At 46.0% G+C, this 23,022-nt stretch carries 28 protein-coding genes; 17 read left to right on the plus strand and 11 right to left on the minus strand.

The genetic code is table 11. From position 1 onward, the window contains the following. Positions 1-74: 74 nt before the first annotated feature. Together rpsN and GKZ89_RS13625 are read left to right on the plus strand one after the other, a co-directional pair. Positions 75-344 (plus strand): 30S ribosomal protein S14, encoded by a 270-nt coding sequence (gene rpsN / locus GKZ89_RS13620; RefSeq protein WP_155112949.1) that lies wholly within the window; start codon positions 75-77, stop codon positions 342-344. A 23-nt stretch (positions 345-367) separates the two neighbouring features. Further along, the gene (locus GKZ89_RS13625) at positions 368-691 is read left to right on the plus strand and encodes a hypothetical protein (RefSeq protein ID WP_155112950.1); all 324 of its coding nucleotides are present in this window, start codon (positions 368-370) and stop codon (positions 689-691) included. Between the two features lie 63 nt (positions 692-754). Here GKZ89_RS13625 and GKZ89_RS13630 read toward each other — a convergent pair whose 3' ends face one another. Then, the gene (locus GKZ89_RS13630) at positions 755-1,924 is read right to left on the minus strand and encodes an FAD/NAD(P)-binding protein (RefSeq protein ID WP_155112951.1); all 1,170 of its coding nucleotides are present in this window, start codon (positions 1,922-1,924) and stop codon (positions 755-757) included. Between the two features lie 155 nt (positions 1,925-2,079). On the opposite strand from GKZ89_RS13630, the gene GKZ89_RS13635 reads away from it, so the two are divergent. Beyond that, entirely contained in the window at positions 2,080-3,078 is a 999-nt protein-coding gene (locus tag GKZ89_RS13635) for a permease (RefSeq protein ID WP_155112952.1), read from the plus strand. Between the two features lie 14 nt (positions 3,079-3,092). After that, positions 3,093-4,058, plus strand: a complete 966-nt coding sequence (locus GKZ89_RS13640; RefSeq protein ID WP_155112953.1) for a TIGR03943 family putative permease subunit — start codon at positions 3,093-3,095, stop codon at positions 4,056-4,058. Positions 4,059-4,153: 95 nt separating this feature from the next. Here the strand turns inward: GKZ89_RS13640 and GKZ89_RS13645 are convergent, their stop codons facing one another. After that, complete coding sequence (locus GKZ89_RS13645) at positions 4,154-4,396, minus strand: hypothetical protein (RefSeq protein WP_155112954.1); 243 nt, start codon at positions 4,394-4,396, stop codon at positions 4,154-4,156. A gap of 195 nt (positions 4,397-4,591) precedes the next feature. Here GKZ89_RS13645 and GKZ89_RS13650 point away from each other — a divergent pair, with 195 nt between their 5' ends. Beyond that, positions 4,592-5,530 (plus strand): manganese-dependent inorganic pyrophosphatase, encoded by a 939-nt coding sequence (locus GKZ89_RS13650; protein ID WP_155112955.1) that lies wholly within the window; start codon positions 4,592-4,594, stop codon positions 5,528-5,530. Between the two features lie 425 nt (positions 5,531-5,955). Here the strand turns inward: GKZ89_RS13650 and ytzI are convergent, their stop codons facing one another. Continuing rightward, a complete protein-coding gene (gene ytzI / locus GKZ89_RS13655; RefSeq protein WP_155112956.1) occupies positions 5,956-6,105 on the minus strand; it encodes a YtzI protein in 150 nt (49 codons plus the stop codon). A gap of 121 nt (positions 6,106-6,226) precedes the next feature. Between ytzI and GKZ89_RS13660 the strand changes: the two genes are divergently transcribed. After that, on the plus strand, positions 6,227-6,667 hold the full coding sequence (locus GKZ89_RS13660; RefSeq protein ID WP_162356871.1) for a ferritin-like domain-containing protein: 441 nt from the start codon (positions 6,227-6,229) through the stop codon (positions 6,665-6,667). A 28-nt stretch (positions 6,668-6,695) separates the two neighbouring features. On the opposite strand, the gene GKZ89_RS13665 is transcribed toward GKZ89_RS13660, so the two are convergent. Then, positions 6,696-7,154, minus strand: a complete 459-nt coding sequence (locus GKZ89_RS13665; RefSeq protein WP_155112958.1) for a MarR family winged helix-turn-helix transcriptional regulator — start codon at positions 7,152-7,154, stop codon at positions 6,696-6,698. A 240-nt stretch (positions 7,155-7,394) separates the two neighbouring features. On the opposite strand from GKZ89_RS13665, the gene GKZ89_RS13670 reads away from it, so the two are divergent. From GKZ89_RS13670 to GKZ89_RS13690, 5 genes are read left to right on the plus strand one after another with little or no spacing between them, the layout of a single operon-like run. Continuing rightward, on the plus strand, positions 7,395-8,033 hold the full coding sequence (locus GKZ89_RS13670) for a biotin/lipoyl-containing protein (protein ID WP_155112959.1): 639 nt from the start codon (positions 7,395-7,397) through the stop codon (positions 8,031-8,033). A gap of 38 nt (positions 8,034-8,071) precedes the next feature. Continuing rightward, positions 8,072-9,688, plus strand: a complete 1,617-nt coding sequence (locus GKZ89_RS13675; RefSeq protein ID WP_155112960.1) for a DHA2 family efflux MFS transporter permease subunit — start codon at positions 8,072-8,074, stop codon at positions 9,686-9,688. A gap of 18 nt (positions 9,689-9,706) precedes the next feature. Then, the gene (locus GKZ89_RS13680) at positions 9,707-10,240 is read left to right on the plus strand and encodes an NAD(P)H-dependent oxidoreductase (RefSeq protein WP_155112961.1); all 534 of its coding nucleotides are present in this window, start codon (positions 9,707-9,709) and stop codon (positions 10,238-10,240) included. A 7-nt stretch (positions 10,241-10,247) separates the two neighbouring features. Continuing rightward, positions 10,248-10,556, plus strand: a complete 309-nt coding sequence (locus GKZ89_RS13685) for a hypothetical protein (protein WP_155112962.1) — start codon at positions 10,248-10,250, stop codon at positions 10,554-10,556. Positions 10,557-10,584: 28 nt separating this feature from the next. Then, the gene (locus GKZ89_RS13690) at positions 10,585-11,019 is read left to right on the plus strand and encodes a MarR family winged helix-turn-helix transcriptional regulator (RefSeq protein WP_155112963.1); all 435 of its coding nucleotides are present in this window, start codon (positions 10,585-10,587) and stop codon (positions 11,017-11,019) included. A 94-nt stretch (positions 11,020-11,113) separates the two neighbouring features. On the opposite strand, the gene GKZ89_RS13695 is transcribed toward GKZ89_RS13690, so the two are convergent. Further along, complete coding sequence (locus GKZ89_RS13695) at positions 11,114-11,317, minus strand: hypothetical protein (protein ID WP_155112964.1); 204 nt, start codon at positions 11,315-11,317, stop codon at positions 11,114-11,116. Between the two features lie 119 nt (positions 11,318-11,436). Here GKZ89_RS13695 and GKZ89_RS13700 point away from each other — a divergent pair, with 119 nt between their 5' ends. The 3 genes from GKZ89_RS13700 (at position 11,437) to ytkD (ending at position 12,769) form a co-directional block, all read left to right on the plus strand. After that, positions 11,437-11,835: a phage holin family protein gene (locus tag GKZ89_RS13700; protein WP_155112965.1), complete on the plus strand. Its 399-nt coding sequence runs from the start codon at positions 11,437-11,439 to the stop codon at positions 11,833-11,835. A gap of 62 nt (positions 11,836-11,897) precedes the next feature. After that, positions 11,898-12,227, plus strand: a complete 330-nt coding sequence (locus tag GKZ89_RS13705; RefSeq protein WP_162356874.1) for a hydrolase — start codon at positions 11,898-11,900, stop codon at positions 12,225-12,227. Positions 12,228-12,295: 68 nt separating this feature from the next. Then, positions 12,296-12,769 carry an RNA deprotection pyrophosphohydrolase gene (gene ytkD, locus GKZ89_RS13710; protein ID WP_155112967.1) on the plus strand — a complete coding sequence of 158 codons (474 nt, stop codon included), beginning with the start codon at positions 12,296-12,298 and terminating at the stop codon, positions 12,767-12,769. Between the two features lie 32 nt (positions 12,770-12,801). Here ytkD and GKZ89_RS13715 read toward each other — a convergent pair whose 3' ends face one another. From GKZ89_RS13715 to GKZ89_RS13725, 3 genes are read right to left on the minus strand one after another with little or no spacing between them, the layout of a single operon-like run. Further along, positions 12,802-13,599 carry an ABC transporter permease gene (locus tag GKZ89_RS13715; RefSeq protein ID WP_155113008.1) on the minus strand — a complete coding sequence of 266 codons (798 nt, stop codon included), beginning with the start codon at positions 13,597-13,599 and terminating at the stop codon, positions 12,802-12,804. A 1-nt stretch (position 13,600) separates the two neighbouring features. Then, a complete protein-coding gene (locus GKZ89_RS13720; RefSeq protein WP_155112968.1) occupies positions 13,601-14,371 on the minus strand; it encodes an ABC transporter ATP-binding protein in 771 nt (256 codons plus the stop codon). 12 nt (positions 14,372-14,383) lie between these two features. After that, positions 14,384-15,373, minus strand: coding sequence for an ABC transporter substrate-binding protein (locus tag GKZ89_RS13725; RefSeq protein WP_155112969.1), 990 nt, complete (start codon positions 15,371-15,373; stop codon positions 14,384-14,386). Positions 15,374-15,459: 86 nt separating this feature from the next. On the opposite strand from GKZ89_RS13725, the gene GKZ89_RS13730 reads away from it, so the two are divergent. The 3 genes from GKZ89_RS13730 to GKZ89_RS13740 all read left to right on the plus strand — a co-directional run bounded on the left by GKZ89_RS13730 (position 15,460) and on the right by GKZ89_RS13740 (position 19,214). Beyond that, positions 15,460-16,251 carry an alpha/beta hydrolase family protein gene (locus tag GKZ89_RS13730; RefSeq protein WP_155112970.1) on the plus strand — a complete coding sequence of 264 codons (792 nt, stop codon included), beginning with the start codon at positions 15,460-15,462 and terminating at the stop codon, positions 16,249-16,251. Positions 16,252-16,291: 40 nt separating this feature from the next. Beyond that, positions 16,292-16,534, plus strand: a complete 243-nt coding sequence (locus GKZ89_RS13735) for a DUF2584 domain-containing protein (RefSeq protein WP_155112971.1) — start codon at positions 16,292-16,294, stop codon at positions 16,532-16,534. A 457-nt stretch (positions 16,535-16,991) separates the two neighbouring features. Continuing rightward, positions 16,992-19,214 carry a heparinase II/III domain-containing protein gene (locus GKZ89_RS13740; protein WP_155112972.1) on the plus strand — a complete coding sequence of 741 codons (2,223 nt, stop codon included), beginning with the start codon at positions 16,992-16,994 and terminating at the stop codon, positions 19,212-19,214. Between the two features lie 37 nt (positions 19,215-19,251). Here the strand turns inward: GKZ89_RS13740 and GKZ89_RS13745 are convergent, their stop codons facing one another. The 3 genes from GKZ89_RS13745 to GKZ89_RS20945 all read right to left on the minus strand — a co-directional run bounded on the left by GKZ89_RS13745 (position 19,252) and on the right by GKZ89_RS20945 (position 23,015). After that, positions 19,252-20,445 carry a dicarboxylate/amino acid:cation symporter gene (locus GKZ89_RS13745; protein WP_155112973.1) on the minus strand — a complete coding sequence of 398 codons (1,194 nt, stop codon included), beginning with the start codon at positions 20,443-20,445 and terminating at the stop codon, positions 19,252-19,254. Between the two features lie 163 nt (positions 20,446-20,608). Next, positions 20,609-22,195 (minus strand): phosphoenolpyruvate carboxykinase (ATP), encoded by a 1,587-nt coding sequence (pckA, locus tag GKZ89_RS13750; RefSeq protein WP_155112974.1) that lies wholly within the window; start codon positions 22,193-22,195, stop codon positions 20,609-20,611. A gap of 64 nt (positions 22,196-22,259) precedes the next feature. Further along, the gene (locus tag GKZ89_RS20945; RefSeq protein WP_155112975.1) at positions 22,260-23,015 is read right to left on the minus strand and encodes a hypothetical protein; all 756 of its coding nucleotides are present in this window, start codon (positions 23,013-23,015) and stop codon (positions 22,260-22,262) included. Positions 23,016-23,022: the final 7 nt, after the last annotated feature.

The raw sequence follows: 23,022 nt of genomic DNA on the forward strand, positions 1-23,022 counted from the left end.
TTAGAATGTGATTAAATTATAAAACGTAATAATTACGATTTAAAAATTAACAAAAGAAAGGATGAAGAACCAATATGGCTAAAAAATCTAAAGTGGTCAAAGAGCTGAAAAGAGAAGCGATGGTTGCAAAATATGCAGAAATCAGACGGGAGTTGAAGGAGAAGGGGGATTATGAGGCACTGAGCAAGCTTCCAAGAGACTCTGCTCCTTCAAGGCTTCATAACCGCTGTGCTCTGACAGGCCGTCCAAGAGGATATATGAGAAAGTTTGATATGTCGCGGATCGCCTTTCGCGAGCTTGCGCATAAAGGGCAGTTGCCGGGTGTAAAGAAAGCAAGCTGGTAACAGACATGAGGAATGCGCATGTAATGGAAATTTTAGTACGGGAGATTGCAGCCGCATTGCCGGAACCGGAAAGAGCGCTTTACCGGTTCATAACGGAGGCGGAGGACAATCTCGCACGCCAAAGTGATACAAGAGAGCAGTTTATGAATCTGCTCACCGTACATTCTCCTCACCATCAGGCAGCAAAGCGTTTTCAGTTAACCCTGGAAGAGACCGTTGCCGCCATGCAGAAAATTGAAGATAAAATAGGGACAAAGCTGGAAGAAAGACTTAAAGGGTATAAATGGATGGATTATACCGGCCAACAGGATCAGCCGGAAAAACTATGCTTTCTATGCTTTATATAAAAAAAGACTGGCAGCGGGAACATAAAGTTCCGATTGCCAGTCTTTTTATTTGTGTCCGCTTAGCTAGATTGTGTCTGCAATTTTTTCTGCTGCCTGCCTTGCTCCTGCAATGTTCCTGGCTATAGGTCCCATTTCAAGCTCTGCCAGTGCTCCCATAACATAAAGACCTGATTTCCACTCTAAGCTTGGCGATACGATCGGATACCCGCATTCCGAGCATAAAAGGTCCTCCTGTTCAATCAGGGGAGCGAGCAGTTCTGCACCCGGCAGTTTGTTTTCAAATCCTGTTGCCAGTAAAACCGTTCCCGCATTTAACGGCTCCGGCCATTCTTTAAGAAGGATCGAAAGAGAGGTTTGCTGCTTTTCTATGGAAGTAATGTTTCCAGTCACAGATTCAATTTTTCCATCATGCACAAGCTTTTTCAGTTTCAATGAAAGTTCTCTTGGCATTGAGCCTCTATGTCTTGCTTCCCTGATCATCTTGCGCCGCTCTGCATAGCTGGATACTTTTCTAAAAGGCCCTTGATTCTTCTGTCCAATCCAGGCAGGATCACTGTCGAAATCATGGATTCTGTGTGGATGGCGAATAACTTGCTTTACGTTTCCGGGATATAGATCAGAAAGTTTAATTAATAGATGGGCCGCTGTGATCCCGCCTCCTGCAACCACAATAGGACCCTCTAGCGTTTCCAGAGGCGGAAGGTGCTGGTCAAAAATGTGATAGACCGGTTCTGAGCAATCACGGGCCAATTTCTCTGCCCATTCCGGAAGAGCAGGCTGTTCTCCTATTCCGATTGCAAGTATGACATGTTCTGCTGAATAAAGGTTCCCTGACTCTCCCGAAACCTTCCAGCAGGAGCCTGAGCGGAGGATGGATTGGGCCCGGTCCTGGACCCATGATTTTCGGATGGCCAATTTGCTGATAAGGTCCGCAGAATGAGTGTTGAATAAATCTAGGGAAGGCCTCTTGTAACGGCCGTAAAAAGAACGCGGGTCGGGCCGTTTTCTCTCGTGCTTCTGTAAAGCGAAGGGATCTCTTTCAAGGTGATGAACAGATGGTGAGCGCAAGTAGGGCATGGAAATAAGAGATGTGCACCGGTCCCAGTGCCGCAAAGGCTCATCATGCGGATCCAGGATGCAAATGTCCTCCGCTTTTATTTTCGATGATTCCCTTAAAAAGGAGGCAGCAGCGATTCCCTGAATGCCGCCGCCGATGATCAGCCACTTAAACATGAAACAGCCTCCTGTAATAAAACGTAATTATTACGATTTATAATAAAGGATTGTATTCCGTTTTTCAACCATCCCTGTTAAACTGTAGATGCTTGTACATATTACAGGAGGCAGCAGCATAGAATAAACAAACTCTATTTCAGGAGATTAATAGAATGAAAATACGAAATCAAAAGCTGTTAAGAGATTCGGCTTCCTATCTTCTTATCGCTCTGTTCCTCTATTTGTTTTTATTTGCCGATCTTCACAAAGACACCTGGGATATTCCAGCTTCCTTGCTTAATGTAAATACGATCTTTTTAAGCATCATTCTTGAGGCCATCCCATTTATTATTTTAGGAGTATTTGTATCAGCACTAATCCAGGTATTTGTTTCAGAAGAGACGGTCAGAAAAATGATTCCAAAGAATCCTCTTCTTGCTTTGCTGCCGGCTTCTCTAATGGGCATCATCTTTCCGGTATGCGAATGTGCCATCGTACCGGTTGTGAGAAGACTGATCAAAAAGGGCATGCCTTTGCATACCGGCATCGTTTTCCTTGCTGCCGGACCGGTATTGAACCCTGTGGTGTTTGCCTCTACTTACTATGCATTCCAATCAAATCCGCAAATTGCGTACGGAAGAATGGCGATGGCCTTCGTTTGCGCTCTGTTGATCGGCCTAACGATCTATCTTCTTTTTAAAAACACCGATCAGCTTAAGCATTCGGCAGGGGATGTCAGCGGGAGCGGACATGTTCACGAGGGTGTAAGCAGATGGAAATCTACTTTCTATCATGCCGGCGATGAGTTTTTTGATATGGGCAAGTATCTTATTTTCGGCGCAGCCATTGCCAGTCTATTTCAAACATTTTTGGACCGCTCCTTCTTGCAGGCTATTGGCTCCAGTGATTTTCAGTCGCCTGCGATTATGATGGCGTTCGCTTACGTTTTGTCCTTATGCTCAGAAGCGGATGCGTTTGTAGCAGCTTCTTTTGGCGGCATGTTTTCTGCCGGAGCCATCCTGTCTTTTCTGGTATACGGGCCTATGATTGATTTAAAGAATACGATTATGCTGCTTGCCTATTTCAGAGCGAAATTTGTGTTCGTTCTAATCCTGGTGATAACGGCAGTTGTTTATGGGGTCACCCTTCTCTACCAGGCTCTTATTTTGTAAAGGAGGTGCTTAAGATGGAAGAGAAAGAGCTCAAGTCTCACTTGTTTATTAGAGGGATCATTTTAACTGGATTTGCCATGCTCCTGTTCAAACTCATTACAACTGGGAACATCCAGAATTTTATTGCACCAAGGATGCTCCCTTTCATGTATTTTGCGATGGCCGTTTTTCTGATCCTTGGGATCATGCAAATGTGGCGGAGCGGATCAGATAAACAGGAAAAACATGATTGCGGCTGCGGGGCAGGGCATGAGATCAGTAAAAATCCTTTTCGCTCGGGTGCGGTATATTTGATTTTTATTTTTCCGGTCTTAACCGGATTCATGTTTCCTGAAGTGATTCTGGACAGTTCGGCAGCAGAGAAAAGAGGATTTAAATCAGGTGTGGCTGCTTCCCAAGGTGATAGTGGTTCAGCCGGAGATACAAGTCTTGCTGAGGCCTATCTGGAAGATCCGGAAGGGTACATGGAAGAGCTGGATGAGCGCACAAAAGCACCCGGAGAGGAATCCAAAAAAGCACGGGAGGAAATGCTTGAAGAAAACCCGGATGGCATTATCCTTGAAGATGAAGAGATAGAAAAAGCGTACAGCAAAAAAGAAGCTGAACTCAAGAAAATGGACGTGATCCCCTTCACAGATGAGGATTTTATCCAGATCACGAATCTGATGGACGAAAAACCGGAGCAGTATAAAGGGAAAAAGGTCAAAATCAAAGGTTTCGTGTACCGTGAACCGGGATTTGCAGAGAGCCAGCTTGCGATTGCGAGATTCGGAATCTCCTGTTGTGTAGCGGATGCTGCCGTATATGGAATGATAGGGGAATATGGAGAGGCTGCCAAATTTAAAAAAGATGATTGGGTCGAAGCAGAGGGTACGTTGACGCATCAATCTTTTAATGGGAAAGAGCTCCCGGTCATTCTGGTCACGAAGCTAAAGAAAATAGACCAGCCGGAAACACCGTATGTGTATGAAAATTATTAAACGTCCTGCAGCCGCTCCGGCTGGAGGAAAAAAAACGGATCCTTGAGTCTTCAGCGCCACCCCGCTGGACATCGGATCCGTTTTTTTTTGCGGGATTACAAGTCCTCATGCTGACGGGACTTCCCCATCTCCGCGCTCACTTTTTTGATTGCTTTCATATTCGCTATCCATAAGAGGGACACTCCGGCATAATAAATCGCCATGATTGAGAGGTTGTCCGTAACGTTTTCCCATAAATTTCTGGAAAGTCCGAAATGTCCCCATCCCACTGCAGAGATGAAAAAAGTAAGAGGCAAAGCGATGTGAACAAGCAGATACAGAGCTTTGTCAAACGGCATCCGGTCTCCTCCTCTCCCTGTTCGGTTCTTGTATTTCATGATATAGGAAGACAGGTTTTGAGCCAAGTGCAGCAGTGGGAAAAAAGCTTGTTTGCTACTGCTTATAAAATGGCCGAATTATGTTAAAATAGAGGACGGAGGCAGGGTTAGACACTAGCTCTGCCATAATTATGGATAGCAAGGGAGCAGGATACAATGGAAAAAGTATTGATCTTCGGTCATAAAAATCCGGATACGGATACGATTTGCTCCGCAATCGCATACGCGGAGCTTAAGAAAAAACTCGGCATGGATGCTGAGCCTGTCCGTCTTGGTGCGATCAACGGAGAAACGGAATATGCGCTGAAAACGTTTAATACGCAGGCTCCCCGTCTGGTGGAAAGAGTGGCTCCTGAGGTGAATCAGGTCATCCTGGTTGACCATAATGAGCGCCAGCAGAGTGCGGATGATATTACAGAAGTAAGTGTGATTGAAGTAATTGATCACCACCGAATCGCAAATTTCGAAACGAGTGACCCTTTGTATTACCGCGCAGAGCCGGTTGGATGCACGACGACCATTTTAAATAAGATGTATAAAGAACACGGCGTTGAGATTGAAAAGAATGTTGCCGGTCTGATGCTGTCTGCGATCATCTCAGACTCTTTGCTTTTCAAATCCCCAACTTGCACAGAGCAGGATGTTGCAGCAGCAAAAGAACTTGCTGAGATTGCAGAGATCGATCTTGAGAGCTATGGCCTGGAAATGCTGAAAGCGGGAGCGGATCTGAGCAGCAAGACGGTTGAAGAGCTGATTTCCCTCGATGCAAAGGAATTCCAGATGGGAGAATACCGTGTGGAAATCGCCCAGGTAAACGCGGTGGACCCTAACGACATTCTTGCCCGCCAAAGAGAAATTGAAGCGGCGATCGAGCAGACCGTAGCGGAAAAAGGGTTGGATCTATTTGTATTTGTTGTTACCGATATTCTTGAAAGTGACTCCATTGCTTTGGCTGCAGGCAAGCAAGTGCAGGCTGTTGAGCAAGCATACAGCGTGAAACTGGAGGACCGGAGAGCAATCCTCAAAGGTGTCGTTTCCCGTAAAAAACAAATCGTTCCGATTTTAACAGAAACGTTAAGTTCTACAAGCAGCTGAACAAAAGCCCCTCTTCATCGATGAAGAGGGGCTTTTTTATACAAAGTCATAAATAAAGAACCGGAATCCGGTTCTGGGATAAAGGAATCTTGTCATTCAGCACCTAAACAGTGTAAGCCCTTCCTCTCATACACCCTTGCAGCCCCGAAGCTGCGCCAGTTGATTAAGTGCGGCGTTGAAAGAGCACCACATGCTTTTTCCTCCGCTTTATAAGCTGCATTACAAGTAGCACGGCAGCGATTCGAAATATAAGGTTAACAGAAATGCCGGCAATTTTTAGTACTCAGCCTAGCAGCCATACAATCGCAGATTCCGTCGTCTTGCCAGAGCATCAGTGTTACTCCTTTATCACTTTGTTGTACTGGTTAGATTCCCCGGAAAGAACGGACTGAAACATATAGAGCACACTGTAAAAAAAACTCTGCTCAATCTGCAGAGTTTTTTTTGCCGTCTTCTTTTTTATCTTCCGGATCAATGGTGTGTTCATACTTATACGCTTTATTTGTGGTGATTACGCTTAACGCAAGGACGATAAATACAATTATGATGCAGATTCCTAAAATCCATATATACATGGTCCCATCCCCTTTACCCCTTTCATTTATTGTAGCACGGCCGATTGGATAGAAAAGCTGGTTTTGCGTCAAAATAATAAGGGAATCAGAAGTTTAGCAATGAATGAGGGAGGAAAAAAGAGTGTCAGAAAAATTACTTCACACCGTCAATAAACAGGTAGCGAATTGGACGGTGCTTTATGTAAAGCTGCATAACTATCATTGGTATGTAAAGGGGAAGGATTTCTTCACGCTTCATGGGAAGTTTGAAGAATTTTATAATGAGGCAAACACGAATATTGATGAACTGGCTGAACGCCTTCTGGCCCTGAAAGGCAGACCGGCAGCAACTATGAAAGAATGCCTGGAGCTGTCAACCATTCAGGAAGCAGAAGGAAATGAAAACGCCGAACAGATGGTACAGCAGCTGCTCGCAGATTTTACTGCTGTAGCGGAAGAGCTGAAAGAGGGAATGGACCTTGCTGCTGAAGTAGGGGACGAAACGACTGGTGACATGCTGCTCGCCATTCACCAGGCCCTTGAAAAACATAACTGGATGCTGAATGCGTATCTTGGCAAATAACGAAAACGGAACCCGGGGGTTCCGTTTTTTAGTTGGTTTGATCTCTTTCCAGTATTCCGGCCTCAATTTTATTAAGAATTCGAAAATATTCTTCTACTTCATCCTCTTCCAGGACAGAAAGCATATTTGTCCAAAATTGATTCCGCTGCTCAATCATCCTTTCGACGAAGCGCTCTCCTGCCTCTGTTAAAACAATCCAGACAATCCTGCGGTCTGCAATGTCCCGCTCCCTCGCCAGGAGAGCATCCTCTTCAAGCTGATTGAGCAAGGTCGTGGTTGCTCCCGATGTTAAGAAGAGTTTCTGTGAAATGTCTGCTACTTTGCATTTTGATTTTCTAAAGATGAATTTTAAGATGTGGTATTTGGTTGGGGTTAAATTATAGGGCACTTCTTTAATTTTCGTTTGAATCAAACGCTGCTTATGAGTGAAAAATGTATCTTTTATCTCATCCAGCCGTTCCAGCTGAAGATCTTTGCTCTTTTTCATCCTCGCTCTCCTTTTATGCTTCCCTTTTTCTCCTATAAATTTAGTTCAATTCTAATGCATTGTAAAGCGGTTCTGCTCATTGTTTTCATGCAATATGGGATCAATCATCTATTATTCCGAATGAAATTGATTGAAAAACAAAAGAAAGGTGTGATAGAGTATCATTCTGTGAATAGCTTTATAAAAAAGTAACTTTTTTAAAAAGTAATTAACCAATAGAAATATAGGGAGGAAATGGGTATGTCGAGAGGAAAGCTTGTTTTACTGAATATGGCAGGAATCATTGTTATTCTTGCGTTAGTAGCAGGAGGAGCTTATTACTATTACCAGCAGACGAATTTTGTTACGACCGATAATGCAAAGGTGGCTGGTGATTTACAGACGATCAAAGCGCCTGTGGCCGGAAAGTTATCGGATTTCACCCTCAATGAAGGGGACGAGGTGAAAGAAGGAGCAGAAATTGCCAAAATCCAAGGCGGCCAAAACAGCCAAACCATTACTGCTCCGGCTGAAGGAACCATTATTAAAAAGCAGATGGATAATGACCAGGCCGTTCAGCCCGGCCAGACCATTGCGAGTGAAATCAATTTAAAAGATTTGTACATAACCGCAAACCTGAAGGAAGATAAGATTCAGGATATTGAAGAGGGCGATGACGTGGATGTAACAGTGGATGGTGACAGCGGCACTGTAATTGAAGGCAAGGTCGAAAAAATTGGTTTGGCAGCAAACTCCATTTTCTCTCTTATGCCTAAATCAAATGATGACGGAAATTATACGAAAGTCACTCAGACCATTCCTGTAAAAATCTCGATTGAAAATTATTCAGAACAGGTGCTTCCCGGTATGAACGCTGAAGTGAAAATTTCCAAAAACTAGTGAGTTTCCTAAAAAAAGAGGAAAGGAGGGAATGAACAATGTCCGTTCATGCTTCAGAAAAAGGGGTGCGGCAGCACATTCCCCTTCTAATCGTGCTGATGCTCGGGTTATTTCTTGCCATTTTAAATCAGACACTGCTGAATGTAGCGATTCCCCAGCTTATTACTGAGTTTGGAGTGACAGCCAATACAGCCCAGTGGCTTCTTACCGGTTATATGCTTGTAAATGGAGCACTGATCCCGTTATCGGCGTATTTGATTAAACGGTTCGCTGTCCGCCGTCTCTTCCTGTTTGCAATGTTTTGCTTTACAATCGGCTCGCTTATCTGCGGTTTGGCAGGCAGCTTTCCGGTGATGATGACCGGAAGACTGATTCAGGCGATAGGCGGCGGAGTTCTTGCGCCGCTCGTTATGACCATCATTGTTTTTATTTTCCCTCCGGAAATGAGAGGGAAGGGAATGGGGATTTTCGGCCTTGCTATGATGTTTGCGCCGGCGATCGGTCCTACTCTTTCCGGTTTTGTTGTTCAGAATTATGACTGGCATCTTTTATTCAACGGGATGGTGCCGCTTGGTGCCATCGTACTGATTATTGCCTTTTTCAGACTGAAGGATATCACCCCGCCTGAAAAAATTAAAGCCGATCTTTTGTCTATCTTTACCTCGCTAGCGGGAATGGGCCTTTTGCTGTACGGCTTCAGTGAGGCCGGAAATGCTGGCTGGACAGACCCTCTCGTTCTTTCATGCATGGGTGCCGGGGTGGTTCTGCTCATCCTGTTTACCGTAAAACAGCTTCGGTCAGAAGATCCGCTGCTGGATGTGAAAGTGTTCAAGTACTCCATTTTCACCCTGTCCAGCATCATTAACATTGCGATTACAATTTGTCTGTTCTCGGGCATGTTTTTACTGCCGATCTATCTGCAGAACATCCGTGGATACTCGCCGCTTGATTCAGGATTGCTGCTTCTTCCTGGAGCGGTGATCATGCTGATCATGTCTCCGGTCTCCGGAATTCTTTTTGATAAATTCGGTCCGCGGCCGCTTGGGATCATCGGAATGCTGATCACAACTGTAACGACGTATGAATTTACGAAATTGACACTTGATACGTCTTACAGCACGTTGCTGATTCTTTATATGATCCGCTCGTTCGGCATGTCCTTTTTAATGATGCCCATCATGACTGCAGGACTGAACCAGCTCCCTGCAAAGCTTAGCAGCCATGGATCCACAATGGCCAACACGCTGAGGCAGGTTGCCGGTTCGGTAGGAATCAGTTTTGTCACAACCATCTACACAAACAGAACAACGTTCCATATTGAAGAGCAAAGCAGCAGGATGACCACCTCTGACCCGTTCTTTATGGAAGTATTCAGCAGCTTTACGCAGAAAGTAGCGGAAAAACTGAGCCTGTCCATGGAAGAGGCCCAGCAGCAGGCTGTCCAGCTGCTGTATTCCAGATTGTCTGTGGAATCAACGATCAGCGGAATTAACGATGCCTTCATCTGGGCCACAGCTTTTGCAGCAGCCGGTCTCGTTCTTGCCTTTTTCTTGAGGGATGTCAGAAAAGATAAGAAAACGCAGCCCGCTGCGGTTCCAAACAGGCAGGAAGAACTGAAGATGCTTCCTGCACCTGAAAAAGTACATTCATCCTAGAGAGCGGAGGAAGTCAGAATGAACATCTGTATTGTCTATGACAGCGAAGGCGGCCATACGGAAGCCTTGGCCCAGGCGATTGCTGCCGGGGCAGGGAGTACTGGTGATGCCACGGTTTATTTGCGAAGTGTGAAAGAAGCGGATGTACACGATTTGCCTGAGATGGATGCCATCATCTGGGGCTGTCCCGGCCATTTTGGAACAATCAGTGCCGGCTTAAAAACCTGGATTGATAAACTCGGCTATCTATGGGCTGAAGGAAAGCTCATCGACAAAGTGGGAGCGGTCTTTTGCACAACTGCGACTGCTCACGGCGGGCTTGAGGCTACCTTGCTGAACTTGATCACTCCTATGCTGCATCAGGGAATGATTATTGCAGGCCTTCCAGGAAACTCACCTGAGAATGCTTTGTACGGATCTTATTACGGAGCAGGCATTACCTGCCCGGTGGAAAGCAGTGAAATGATTTCCGAACAGGATCGTGCTCTTGGCGCGGCCCTCGGAAAACGGGTAGCAGAAGTCACGCAGCACCTAACAAATAGCGGCAGGTGATAGCATCATGATTGGAATCGTCTTTATCTCTGCAGCGGCTATCTTGCTGATTGCGATCATCGCAGCAAATGCAAAAGCTTTATCAGACGGAAAAAAACGGACACCGGAGATTCACCGTGAAAAAGAACAGGTGGAAAAAACGGAGCAGAAAGAAAATGCGGAACCCCGGCCGAGGTCCAATATGGATGACAATGCCTACCGCAAAGCTTTGTCAAAGTTCAATGATGAAGAGGGAAGCCGGGACGGAGAAAAAAAAGACATGAACGATGAAGGATACAGAAATGCTTTAAGGAATCTCCACCGGAAGAAGAACTAACAGATTCAGAAGGAAGGAGGGGGATTTAATGGATGTGGTTCTGGCCGATTGGAGGATGCGCGAGAAAACAGTGTTATTCAAGAGAAAGTACTCCATGCTCGTCCGGGAAAACCTGGATCCTGTAGGGGTCACACTGTTTCAGCTTCAAATGCTCTGGTTCATAAGCAAACAGGAAGATATGGGAACAACCATGCTCGCGGATAAACTTAGCGTCAAGCCAAGTGCGGTTACCATGGGCGCTAATCAGCTGCATCATTCCGGGCTCTTGACGCGGGTTCACTCAAAAACAGACAGAAGGCAGATCCGACTTCGTATTACATCTGAGGGAGAAGCCCTGCTAAAAGAAGCTGCTGGTCTGTACAATCAATTAGCCTCCCAAATCTTCGCCTGTTTTTCAGATCATGAAAAGGACATGCTGATTCAATTGCTCGATAAGCTGGAAGAACATACTTCAGCGATATAAGCCTGTACAAAAAACCGGTCCGTTATTGACGGCCGGTTTTTTTTGCGAAGAACGTGCAGCCAAAACGAAGCGGAGTATCCGTGAAAGCAGTACGCTAAAGGGTGTTTTTCTCTGCTTTCTCCATAATCGCATGTGCAAGAAGATCCCTGAGTTCCTCTCCATCCATTTTTCTGGTGAGCTGCAAAAGCTCCTGATCCGTTAGCTGGTGTACATAGTTCTCAATTGCGGCTTCAAGATCTTCTGTGTCGAGCCTGAAGTTTTCTGCGATGTCGTTGGTAAAATGTGCTTTCCAGTCCATTTTTCTTTTCCTTTCTTACCGCCACGCTTGCCTTTTTCCTGTAATCCGCATGTTTGTCCCATGCGGCTCCCTCTTCTGTGCATAGCATACATTATCCCATTAGAGAAAGGAGGGGGAGAATGGGAAAGGATGCTGAGGTGATGACACTTTATTCTCTTGGTATGATGATCCTGACTTTTTTTCTTGGTGAGATCGAACAGATGATGTATGTTTTATTCGCTCTGATGGCCATAGAGTTTCTAAGCTTTACGATTTCAAGGGTCATTAAAGGAAACGCCGCTTTCAAGGATATTATGGCCCAGCTTGGAAAGCTTGCGATGATATTGATTATGGTCTCGCTCGCAAATTTACTGGACAAGGTTGTGCCGATGGATTTTTCCTTGAAGGATATGACGGTGACCTTTTATATTTTTTACGAAATGCTCCATATTATTACGCACGTATCGAGTGCCGGTCTGCCGATTCCTCAATTTGTAAAGGATTTCATTGAAGGATTCCGGAATATGACAAAGAAGTAAGCTTCGCATAAATCCAGCCTCTTGCTGCAAAATAGAAGAAAAGCCTGAGGGTGGGTAGAGCAGTGAGCGAAAAAAGAACGTATTACGTAACAGTCGGAAGCGGAGAGATTTCCCAGCTTTCAGATTCATCAGCGTGGAATTACCGCATTGAAGCAACGGATGATGAGATTATCCAGCTCAGGGAATACTTTGATCAGCAATATGCATCAGATTGGAAAGGGTTCTTTAGGACACATGTTCCTTATGTGCAGTATCATTTCGACAGACCGAATGATGAAGTGGATTCCGCCAACCTAAATATATACCGGATGATTTATGAACTTGGTGATTCAGAGGCGAAACAGCACATTGCTGAACAGAAAATTCTGAATGATATATCGGATCAGACTTAGATGTCCTTATACAATGTTATCCCATTATGATAAAATAAAAGCGGATAAGTCGAAAATTGAGGGATCGCATGTATCGTTTTAGAGATTATTATCATAACCAGGTTCAGCTGTCTTTTGAAAAAAATCCATTTTCTGATCTCCCAAAGCATGTGTGGGTCGTATGCCGCTACCAGGGCAAATGGCTTTTGACGAATCACGGGGACAGGGGCTACGAATTTCCCGGAGGAAAAGTGGAAGAGAATGAGACGGCAGATGAAGCCGCCATTCGGGAAGTAAAAGAAGAAACAGGCGGGATTGTTTCCTATATTCAATACATGGGTCAATACCGTGTCACAGGAAAAGAAAAAACCATTATTAAAAATATTTACTTTGCTAAAGTGTCTGAACTGGTCCATCTGGATGATTATATGGAGACGAAAGGGCCGGTATTGCTCGATGCCCTGCCTGAAAACATTCAGACGGACAGGCGTTTCAGTTTTATCATGAAAGATGAAGTGCTGCAGCAGTCCATGAGGCGTGCAGAAGGATTTTTACAGGAGTAAACGGAAAGGCTTGCCGGAACTGGCAGGCCTTTTTAGTCCGTCTGTTTGATCAGCTTTTTTTCAAGCCAGTCCACGAGCTGATACATAATGGTCGCAAAAATAGCGATCAGGATCAGGCTTAGGAAGACGAGGGTAAAATTAAAGACTTGAAAACCGTAAATAATCATATAGCCGAACCCTTTTGAGGAAACGAGAAATTCACCGACGATTACACCGACCCACGATAATCCCACATTTACTTTCAAAGTCGAGATGATAACCGGGAAGGAAGAAGGGAGAACAGCTTCTCTAAATAGCTGAAAGCGTGTAGCTCCAAAGCTCTGAAGAACCTTTAAATATCCGGGGTCCATGCCCTTAAAGGCCGTGTATACAACAATCGTGGTAATGATGACAGAGATGATCGCTCCCATGGCAACGATCGAAAAGAATCCGGGACCGATTGCCACGATTAAGATGGGACCAAGAGCAACCTTCGGCATCGCATTGAGAATCACAAGGTAGGGGTCCAAAATCTTTGAAAGCCTTGGTGACCACCAAAGCATAGCGGCAAGCAGCGTCCCTGCCAGCGTTCCCAGAATAAAGCCAAGTACGGTCTCGAAAATGGTCACACTTGCATTGGAAAGCAGCGTTCCATCCTGCCATTTATCCAAAAACAGCGCCCAAATTTTAGAGGGTGCACTGAATATCAGGGGATCGATCCAGCTGAACCGGCTGGAGGTCTCCCATAAAGTAAAAAAGACTGCGAATATGAGTGCCTGATAAATGCGGACTGTCATTTTTTCACGCTTCAGTCCGGCAAGGTAGTTTTCATGAAGTTTTTCCAGGTGCATACTATTCTTGTTCAAGTTGGTCAAGCTCCTTCCATATCGCCTGGAACAGCTCTGTGTAAAGTGCATGCTGCCTTGCATTGAAGGGACTCAGCTCACGGATTTCCCGGGGAATAAGGAACATTTTGGCGATTTTTCCCGGATTGGGCGATAATAAAAAGATCCGGTCACTCATCGCAATCGCTTCGCCGATATCATGAGTGACGAGGAGTGCCGTCTTGTTATAGTCTTGAAGTATTTTGTGCACAAGGTCTTCGAGCTTCAGCTTAGTCTGATAGTCAAGAGCTGAAAATGGTTCGTCAAGGAGCATGAGCTCCGGATCAGTGGAGAGGGTGCGGACGAGTGCAGCCCGCTGGCGCATTCCGCCGGATAATTGCCGGGGATACTTATTTTCAACTCCTGCAAGACCCATCTCTTCAAGGAGGCTGAGCGTGCTTTTTTCAGAATGGGGATTCAATTTATCTTGTGTTTTCAATCCGGTCAGGACATTTCCCTTAATGGTCTTCCAAGGGAAAAGAAAATCCTGCTGCAGCATATAGCCGATTTTTTTTCTCATTTCACTAATGGGCTCATCTTTAATGGTGACAGTCCCTTCAGTCGGCTTGAGCAGACCGGCTACAATGGTCAGCAATGTGGTCTTGCCGCAGCCGCTCGGCCCGAGAAAGGAGATGAACTCCCCTTCCTCCACCGTGAGGCTGATTCCTTCAAGGGCCGTCGCTATCGTGTCTTTCGTAAAGTAAGAATGGGAAACGTGCTGGATCGACAGGAATGCCATCCTTGGTCCTCCTTACTGTTTTGCAGCTTTTTCCGCAAAGGATGTATTGACTAGAGTGCGATGATCAATGTGTTTCGGAAGTTCGCCTGCTTCCTCCATGATTGTTTGGAGATTTTCCCATTCTGCTTCATCCAGTATCCCGTTTTGGGCAAATGAACCCTGTTCCTTGTAGCGGTTCACTACCGTTTCAATCAGCTCTGGGTCTGTATCTTCAAAAAATTCTTCAATGGCGGCAGCGGTCTCTTTTGCAGAATGGTCTTCTACCCAGGTTTGTGCTTTCTGGAGTGCATTCGTAAACTTCTGAACAGCATCTCCTTTTTCATCAATAAAGCTTTTCTTCGTCATGAAAGTAGTATATGGGACCAACCCTGATTCGGTGCCGAAGGATGCGACAATATGGCCTTTTCCTTCCTTTTCAAAGAGGCTTGCAGTCGGCTCGAATAATTGGACATAATCTCCGGTTCCGGAAGCAAAGGCATTTGCCACATTGGCAAAATCAATATTCTGGATCAGATTTAAATCCTTTTGAGGATCGATGCCGTTCTTTTTCAGCACAAATTCTCCAGCCATTTGCGGCATACCGCCTTTACGCTGTCCGAGGAAGGTGCTTCCTTTCAAGTCCTCCCATTTGAACTCATCCGGCTTGGTCCGTGCTACGAGAAAGGTGCCGTCGGTTTGAGTCAGCTGGGCAAAGTTAATGACCGGATCCTTTGATCCTTGAGCTTCCACATAGATGGACGTTTCCGATCCTACCAGCGCAATATCAGCTCCCCCTGACAGCAGGGCGGTCATTGTTTTATCGCCGCCGAATGCAGTTGTAAGCTCAAGGTCCAGTCCTTCTTCCTTAAAAAAGCCCTTGGATATGGCTACATAAAGCGGTGCATAAAAGATGGAGCGGGTGACTTCCGCTACACGGATTTTCTGAACGTTGTTTTGAGTACATGCCGATAGTGGTAAAGCTGTTAAAATAAGCGCCATTAAACCGATCAGCCATTTTTTCATCCAGCATTCCTCCCAATGTGATTCTAAAAATAAATTATGAAAAACAAAAAAATGTGTGAATGCCTAGAAAATGAAAGAGGGATAACATGAGAAACGGAGAAATATTGGATTATCAAAAATACCCTTCCCCAAGTCCGGATGTGCATTTATTTCTTGTCACGTATCTGTCAGGAGGCTTAAAGGTAAAGGGCTTGCTTGCCGAGCCGGCTGAAGAAGGCCTATACGATGGTTTTCTCTATTTGAGAGGCGGCATTAAAGGAGTCGGGATGGTCCGGCCAGGGCGGATTGTGCAGTTCGCTTCGGAAGGGTTCGTTGTAATGGCCCCCTTTTACCGCGGAAATCAGGGAGGAGAAGGGAATGAAGACTTTGCGGGAGAAGACAGAGAGGATGCGCTGTCAGCGTTGGATCTGCTTGCCGGCCATCCAAAGGTTCACCCGGGAAGGATTCATGCGTTCGGCTTCTCAAGAGGGGGCGTCATGGCACTGATTGCCGGAAATGAACGGGAGGACCTTTGCTCGGTTGTCACCTGGGGCGGCGTTTCTGATATGGTCCTCACCTATGAGGAACGGGAAGATTTACGGAGAATGATGAAGCGGGTCATCGGCGGCAGTCCGAATAAAAAGCCGGAAGCCTATGAATGGAGAACACCGCTTCATGATCTCGAAAAAATGAAGGCCCCAATGCTGATCATCCACGGAGCAAAAGATGAAAATGTCTCCTTAACTCATTCCAGGCTGCTGAAGGAACGGGCCGACGAGCTCGGCAAGAGAGCCGAAACATGGTATTTTGAAGAATACACACATTATTTCCCGCCAAGTGTGAATCGAAATACGGTTAAAAGACTGACAGAGTGGATGAAAAAACAGCCTTCAGTCTGATAAAATAAGTTGAAGGATGAATGGATAAGGAGAGATCACTATGGGAATGCCCCTTGAACTGAACACAATGATCGTCACGAAGGGAAAGGAAAAACGGCTGGAGGAGAATATTTTCGTTCTTCGAAAAGAGGGATACCGCCTTTATCCTCTCGACCTTCCTGTTGAGGTCCGTAAAACAAAAGATGGGGATTTAAGCGGAAGAGCCATCATTACGAAAGTGGAATGGGAAGGCAGCAGTACCGTTCTTACATACCAGCTGATTAAGCTGAATTCTACAAATTAAGGGCCTTGATCAGGGCTCTTTTTTTTGCCTGATGATTGGAGACTGTCTCGGTAGCAGCGGGCCAGAGCCGTAAAGCGGGACGAAGACTCACTGTGAAGAGCGAATGCATGCGACGTAAATTGTTTTGCGAAACTTTAGGGGGAAACGATTAAACACTTCCGTTTTATAGTCGATAAGTAATAGTGTAAAAGACTTAAAATTAGAGGTGTAAAAAGTGAGCAATTGTATTATCAAGATAGTGATCGCTGGTTTTCTCTTAATTCCCTCTCTAACACTGGGGTTTTCAGAAGCTTCAGCATCTGCTCCAAAAGTTCCGGAAACAATCGTTCTGAATTCCAAAACATACAAGTTACTAGTCTCGCTCAGGACAAAAGGATCAGGAACAAAATTAAACCGGACCGTTCATTCAGTTCCACCTGCCCGTTCACAAACAGACGCCCCAGGGTATACTCCAGATATGACTACTCAACCAACTCATTCCAGACCACAATCATTTATCGGTGCAACAGAACTTCAAACGGCAAGAGCAAGAGTTGTTAAAGAACCATGGGCAAAAAACTACCTGAAAAGGCTGGTATCTGAATCCGAATCTTTTTTAAAGTTAGACCAGACCATTCCTAAGAAACCCGCAGGCTACGGATCATGGTATGTATGCAAGGACGGCACGCCTTTGCAGACAAAAGATGGACAGCATTTCTGCCCGAGTGACGGACAATTTTACACAGGGGAGAAAATAGAAGCCGGATGGCTTTTCTATGAGCATAATGAAAGGGTGCGCCAGATCAGAATCCTGTCTACAGCATACGCGCTTAACGGGCAGGAAGCCTATGCACAGGCAGCACGGAACCTGCTGCTTCAGTATGCTGACATGTATGGAAGTTTTTCAAGACAGGAAAAAGGAGGCAGGCTGTATTACCAGTCGCTTGATGAAGCAGTCAGCGCTGTCGACCTGGCTTCGAGCTATGACCTGCTCTACAGCAGCCCTTCCTTTACAGCTGAAGAAAAAAAGCATATTGAAGAAGATTTATTTTTGCCTGTCGCAGAAACACTGAAGCAAAATCCATACAGCAAATCAAATTGGCAGGCCTGGCATAATGCCGCAACCGGAATGATCGGTGCTGCAGCCCGGAAAAAAGAGCTGCTCGACCTGGCCGTCAATGGACCGCGCGGGTTCCACTATTTGATGGATGAAGCGGTACTTGATGATGGATTCTGGTGGGAGGGCTCGATGGCCTATCACACGTATGCACTGGCCCCGATGAGCATCCTTGCCCAAACCGCCTCCCATTGGGGATATGATCTGTACAGCATCGAAAAGTTCAAAAAGATGTTTGAAATTCCGCTTTTGTACAGCTATCCGAACTTTGTACAGCCTGCGAACAACGATGGCGGGAAATACGGCAGCACCATCACGAATTACACATCTTCACGCGGCTACAATGATTACGAGCTCGCTTATTCGAAATATAAAGACACCGGTTTTGCCTGGTTCCTTCATACAAAATACAAGAAGCTGAGCAGGACAGGGGATTTCGCTCTCTTTTTCGGCAGCGATAACATTGAAGAGGCAGCCGAGGTCCCGACAAAAAGCCTTCAGCTCACAAGCATGGGACAGGCCATTTTAAGACATCCTGATTCCAGGGACCAGCAATCGTTTGTCCTGCTGGATTACGGGGAACACGGGGGCTCCCATGGTCATTATGATAAGCTCAACCTGGATATCTACGGCGCGGGCACACTGCTCGCTCCAGATTTTGGAACTCCGGGCTATACCCATCCGCTTTACAGAGGGTGGTATAAACACACCATCAGCCATAATACGGTAACTGTTGATGGGAAATCACAGAAAGAGACCCGCGGGGACATGCCGCTGTTCTCCAGTGATCCAACATTTAAATACATGACTGCAAGAGCAGATGGTGCCTATGAGGGTGTTCACTACGAGCGCAGCCTTTGGATGGAGGATGAATTTATGCTCGACTGGTTCTCTGTTCAGGACCCATCCAAAACCCATCAGTACGATCTGGCGCTGCATGGTCTTGGCACGTTTGAAACCGATTTGCAGCTGAGGGAGGATACAGCCGGAAAAGGGAACGGCTATGAACACCTTCAGCAAGTGAAATCAGCCTTGAAGGTCCAAACCCCGTGGAAAAGCTCATGGGATCAGGAAGGAAAAGGATTCAGAACTTACTCCATACCTTTCCAGACCTCCGATGTCTTCACAGCTGCAGGTCCCGGACCTTCCAATAAGCCATCCGAGCTTACTCCGGTCACCATTCAGCGGGCAACAGGAAACAAAGCAGATTTTGTAACGATCCTGCAGCCGTACACAAACAAAAATGCACCAGCTGTTACAGGCTCAAGGACTGGTGATCACAGCGTCAGGATCGAAACGCCATCCGGTTCCTATCGCTATTTTCAGAACTATAAGGAAACCGGAGCGGGCAAACTGGCAGCAGCAAAATCCAAATCAGGCAGCAGTCTTAAAGACTTTAAGCTTGAGAACTCAGTTATCGCCGGCCATCCTGAAAACGGAGTATTAGAGGTCACCCTTAGCCAGGCAGATCACCTATCCGAAACGGTCCTCATCTTCAACAAAGGGGCCTTCAGCACGGTGACAGTCAATGGGAAGAAGTGGCGGACAGCTGTTCAAGGTTCTTATATTCTTGCGTTTCAATGAAAAAAAGCATCCGGCAAATCCCGGATGCTTTCTCTTATTATGAAACAGCTTTCGCAGAAAGCGCAGGCTTTTTCTTTATGCCGATTTTGCTCAGCAGGATGGCAAGCGCTCCGTCGCCTGTTACATTTGTGGCTGTTCCGAAGCTGTCTTGAGCCAAATAAAGGGCAATCATCAGCGCGACCATCGTCGCATCGAAGCCGAGCATCGTTTTAAGCGGTCCAAGTGCCGCCATCACAGCTCCACCCGGGACACCCGGTGCTGCAATCATTGTGACGCCAAGCATCAGGATGAAAGGCAGAAGCATCTGGAAGGTGGGCTCCACTCCGCTCAGCAGCATAACACCCATCGCGCAGCTCACCAATGTAATCGTGCTTCCGGACAAGTGAATCGTCGCAAACAGCGGTATAGTAAAGTCTGCAACCTGGTCATCTGCTTTTTTTGTCTTTTTCACATGATCAAGTGTGACCGGAATGGTTGCAGCTGAGGACTGCGTTCCCAAAGCTGTAAAATAGGCAGGCAGCATCGTTTTTAAAAGCTTAATTGGATTTCCTTTCACCGCAGCACCAGCTGCAGTATATTGCAATACCAGCATAATAATATGCAGACCGATGATCAGGGCAAATACTTTAGCGAAAACAGATAGAATGGACTCAACCTGTCCACCGAACGTCATATTGGAAAAAATCCCGAAAATGTGAAAAGGAAGAAGCGGAATGATGACAACGGCAATCAGTTTTTCTACTATTTTCCTGAAATCTTCCATCGCCGATACAAGTGCTGTTCCTTTTATGGACGCCATGCCGATTCCAAGTATAAACGCGAGCAGTAGGGCTCCCACTACATCCATAAATGGAGGCATGTTCACTTCAAAAAACGGTTTTTGCAAAAATTCCTCTGGATTTCCCATATTGCTTAACGCGTGTCCCTCTACGAAACCGGGAAGGAACACCGTACCGGCAAAATAAGCGAGCAGTCCGGCAGCAATGGTTGAGAGATAAGCAACTGCAGTAGAAAGCCCCAACAGCCTTCCGGCACCTTTGCCTACCTGGCCGATTCCAGGAGCAATGAAGCCTATAATGATCAGCGGGATCACAAAGTTAATGAAGTTGCCGAAAATCCCGTTAAACGTTGAAAACAGCCGGATAAATCCTTCGGGAAGGACTTTTCCTGCGAGTATACCAAGAATAATAGCCAATGCAATCTTCGGAAGCAATCCAAGTTTTAATTTCATTGCGTGTCCTCCTGTAAAATACATTTGTTCGTTTCGGAAAGATATTAATAAAATAACATAAAAGGAGAGAAGAAGTAAGAAGTATTTTTAATTTTATTATTTTACGATTGAAGACAACAAAAAAATAAAAACTCCCTCTTCCGAAAAAGAGAGAGTCTGATGATCAAACGAGCGGACCGCCGAGATCGGCAATTTCCTGTTTGACTGATGTAAATTTAGTGAAGTTATGTTTGAATTTTTCAGCAAGCTGCTTCGCTTTCGCTTCATAGGCACCATAATCAGCCCACGTTTCAGAAGGAACAAGGACACCATCCGGAACTCCAGGCACATGAACCGGGATCTGCAGGCCGAAGATCGAGTCTGTTTTCAATTCTGCAGAAGCAAGCTCTCCTTCAAGAGCTGCCTGAACCATCGCTCTTGTGTACTCAAGCTTCATCCGTTTTCCAGTGCCGTACTCCCCGCCAGTCCATCCGGTGTTGACGAGATATACCTCTGAATTATGCTCCTGGATTTTCTTGCCGAGCATCTCTGCATATACCTGTGCCGGCAGCGGCAAAAATGGTGATCCGAAGCAAGTGGAGAAGGTAGCTTCAGGAGACGTAATCCCTCTTTCCGTACCGGCAAGCTTGCTCGTGTATCCGCTAAGGAAGTGATACATCGCCTGTTCCTTCGTAAGCTTGCTGATCGGAGGCAAAACCCCAAACGCATCCGCAGTCAGGAATACAATTGTATTCGGATGCCCGGCAATGCTCGGAAGCACAATGTTATCAAGTGAATCAAGAGAATAGGCCGCTCTCGTATTTTCTGTATAAAAAGCAGAATCATAGTCTGCCTCTCTCGTATCCTCGTTAATCGCCACATTTTCAAGAACCGAACCGAAACGGATCGCATTAAAAATCTGCGGCTCCTTCTCCTCGGATAGGCTGATGCATTTCGCATAGCAGCCGCCCTCAATATTAAAGACACCGCTAGAGGACCAGCCATGTTCATCATCACCGATCAGCTTCCGCTTAGGATCAGCGGAAAGAGTCGTTTTCCCTGTACCGGACAAGCCGAAAAATAAGGCAACATCGCCCTCCTGGCCAACATTGGCTGAGCAGTGCATCGGAAAAATTCCTGCTTCAGGAAGCAAATAGTTCATGATGGAAAAAATGGACTTCTTCATCTCTCCGGCATACTCAGTTCCGCCAATCAAAATCACTCTTTTTTCAAAAGAAACGATAATGAACGTCTCGGAATTCGTCCCATCCTCTGCAGGATCTGCCTTGAAATTTGGAGCAGACACAATCGTAAACGGCTCCTGTCCGGAATCTTTTTCATCCTCTTCAGGACGGATAAACAGCTGATTCGCAAACAGATTATGCCACGCAAATTCATTTACTACCCGAATCGGCAGCCGGTAGCGCGAATCCGCTCCTGCAAAGCCGTCAAACACAAACAGCTCATCCTGAAGCTTTAAGTAAGAAAGAACTTTATGATAAAGCCTGTCAAAAATTTCACTCGAGATCGGCTGGTTAATCGGACCCCATTCAATTTTGCTGTTAACGCTTTCTTCCTGTACAATAAATTTATCTTTAGGAGAACGTCCCGTATAGGCACCTGTCGTTGCGCGGATGGCACCGGTCGATGTAAGAACGGCTTCGTTTCTGGATAAAATCTTCTCCACCAGCTGTGGAACAGACAAGTTTTGATAAACATTTTCTCCCTCTAATAGAAGCGAAAGCCCGTTTTTTGCTGCAAGTGAATTCATGCCCATACCTTCCTTTGCTAATATTTTCATGATTAGTATAACACATTTAGATGAATAGTCTATACTAATTGCTGTATTTTACGCTCAAACTTTTGAAGTGCAACGGTTCAACACGAAAATGGACAGCTGCCTCGGAATGGCAGGTTGAGTATAGAGGATGGCAAGAGCACGTTGTGTGAGTGGATCGGCACGTGGAACACTTTGTTTGGCACGTAAATAGGGTGGAGCAGCACGTAAAAGGCACGAAAATGGAGTGGATCGGCACGTGGAACGCTTTGTTTGGCACGTAAATAGGGTGGAGCGGCACGTAAAAAGAGTTTGGCACGAAGATGAGTGGGAATGGCACGAAAATGGAGTGGATTGGCACGTAAATAAGTCCTGCCACGGCCAAATAAATCTGATCGGACAGAATAACGCCTACAACGGCCAAAAAGTCCCCCCAATTGGCCAAAAAACGAGCACAGACGGCCAAATTAAGTCCCGCCACGGCCAAATAAATCGGATCGGACAGAATAACGACCACAACGGCCAAAAAGTCCCCTGTATCGGCCAAAAAACGAGCACAGACGGCCAAATTAAGTCCCGCCATGGCCAAATAAATCCGATCGGCCAAAAAAACGAGGACTACGGCCAAAAAGTTCCCCGCATCGGCCAAAAAACGAGCGCAGACGGCCAAAAAGTTCTCCGCATCGGCCAAAAAACGAGCGCAGACGGCCAAAAAGTCCCCCCAATCGGCCAAAAAACGAGCACAGACGGCCAAATTAAGCCCCGCCACGGCCAAATAAATCCGATCGGACAGAATAACGACCACAACGGCCAAAAAGTCC

Source organism: Metabacillus mangrovi (assembly GCF_009711125.1).
Lineage (GTDB): Bacteria > Bacillota > Bacilli > Bacillales > Bacillaceae > Metabacillus_B > Metabacillus_B mangrovi.

Bases quoted from the DNA above. Each gene is read 5' to 3' on its own strand.
- rpsN (WP_155112949.1), top strand. From the start codon at position 75: ATGGCTAAAAAATCTAAAGTGGTCAAAGAGCTGAAAAGAGAAGCGATG.
- GKZ89_RS13625 (WP_155112950.1), top strand. From the start codon at position 368: ATGGAAATTTTAGTACGGGAGATTGCAGCCGCATTGCCGGAACCGGAA.
- GKZ89_RS13630 (WP_155112951.1), bottom strand. From the start codon at position 1,924: ATGTTTAAGTGGCTGATCATCGGCGGCGGCATTCAGGGAATCGCTGCT.
- GKZ89_RS13635 (WP_155112952.1), top strand. From the start codon at position 2,080: ATGAAAATACGAAATCAAAAGCTGTTAAGAGATTCGGCTTCCTATCTT.
- GKZ89_RS13640 (WP_155112953.1), top strand. From the start codon at position 3,093: ATGGAAGAGAAAGAGCTCAAGTCTCACTTGTTTATTAGAGGGATCATT.
- GKZ89_RS13645 (WP_155112954.1), bottom strand. From the start codon at position 4,396: ATGCCGTTTGACAAAGCTCTGTATCTGCTTGTTCACATCGCTTTGCCT.
- GKZ89_RS13650 (WP_155112955.1), top strand. From the start codon at position 4,592: ATGGAAAAAGTATTGATCTTCGGTCATAAAAATCCGGATACGGATACG.
- ytzI (WP_155112956.1), bottom strand. From the start codon at position 6,105: ATGTATATATGGATTTTAGGAATCTGCATCATAATTGTATTTATCGTC.
- GKZ89_RS13665 (WP_155112958.1), bottom strand. From the start codon at position 7,154: ATGAAAAAGAGCAAAGATCTTCAGCTGGAACGGCTGGATGAGATAAAA.
- GKZ89_RS13670 (WP_155112959.1), top strand. From the start codon at position 7,395: ATGTCGAGAGGAAAGCTTGTTTTACTGAATATGGCAGGAATCATTGTT.
- GKZ89_RS13675 (WP_155112960.1), top strand. From the start codon at position 8,072: ATGTCCGTTCATGCTTCAGAAAAAGGGGTGCGGCAGCACATTCCCCTT.
- GKZ89_RS13680 (WP_155112961.1), top strand. From the start codon at position 9,707: ATGAACATCTGTATTGTCTATGACAGCGAAGGCGGCCATACGGAAGCC.
- GKZ89_RS13685 (WP_155112962.1), top strand. From the start codon at position 10,248: ATGATTGGAATCGTCTTTATCTCTGCAGCGGCTATCTTGCTGATTGCG.
- GKZ89_RS13690 (WP_155112963.1), top strand. From the start codon at position 10,585: ATGGATGTGGTTCTGGCCGATTGGAGGATGCGCGAGAAAACAGTGTTA.
- GKZ89_RS13695 (WP_155112964.1), bottom strand. From the start codon at position 11,317: ATGGACTGGAAAGCACATTTTACCAACGACATCGCAGAAAACTTCAGG.
- GKZ89_RS13700 (WP_155112965.1), top strand. From the start codon at position 11,437: ATGGGAAAGGATGCTGAGGTGATGACACTTTATTCTCTTGGTATGATG.
- ytkD (WP_155112967.1), top strand. From the start codon at position 12,296: ATGTATCGTTTTAGAGATTATTATCATAACCAGGTTCAGCTGTCTTTT.
- GKZ89_RS13715 (WP_155113008.1), bottom strand. From the start codon at position 13,599: ATGCACCTGGAAAAACTTCATGAAAACTACCTTGCCGGACTGAAGCGT.
- GKZ89_RS13720 (WP_155112968.1), bottom strand. From the start codon at position 14,371: ATGGCATTCCTGTCGATCCAGCACGTTTCCCATTCTTACTTTACGAAA.
- GKZ89_RS13725 (WP_155112969.1), bottom strand. From the start codon at position 15,373: ATGAAAAAATGGCTGATCGGTTTAATGGCGCTTATTTTAACAGCTTTA.
- GKZ89_RS13730 (WP_155112970.1), top strand. From the start codon at position 15,460: ATGAGAAACGGAGAAATATTGGATTATCAAAAATACCCTTCCCCAAGT.
- GKZ89_RS13735 (WP_155112971.1), top strand. From the start codon at position 16,292: ATGGGAATGCCCCTTGAACTGAACACAATGATCGTCACGAAGGGAAAG.
- GKZ89_RS13740 (WP_155112972.1), top strand. From the start codon at position 16,992: ATGACTACTCAACCAACTCATTCCAGACCACAATCATTTATCGGTGCA.
- GKZ89_RS13745 (WP_155112973.1), bottom strand. From the start codon at position 20,445: ATGAAATTAAAACTTGGATTGCTTCCGAAGATTGCATTGGCTATTATT.
- pckA (WP_155112974.1), bottom strand. From the start codon at position 22,195: ATGAATTCACTTGCAGCAAAAAACGGGCTTTCGCTTCTATTAGAGGGA.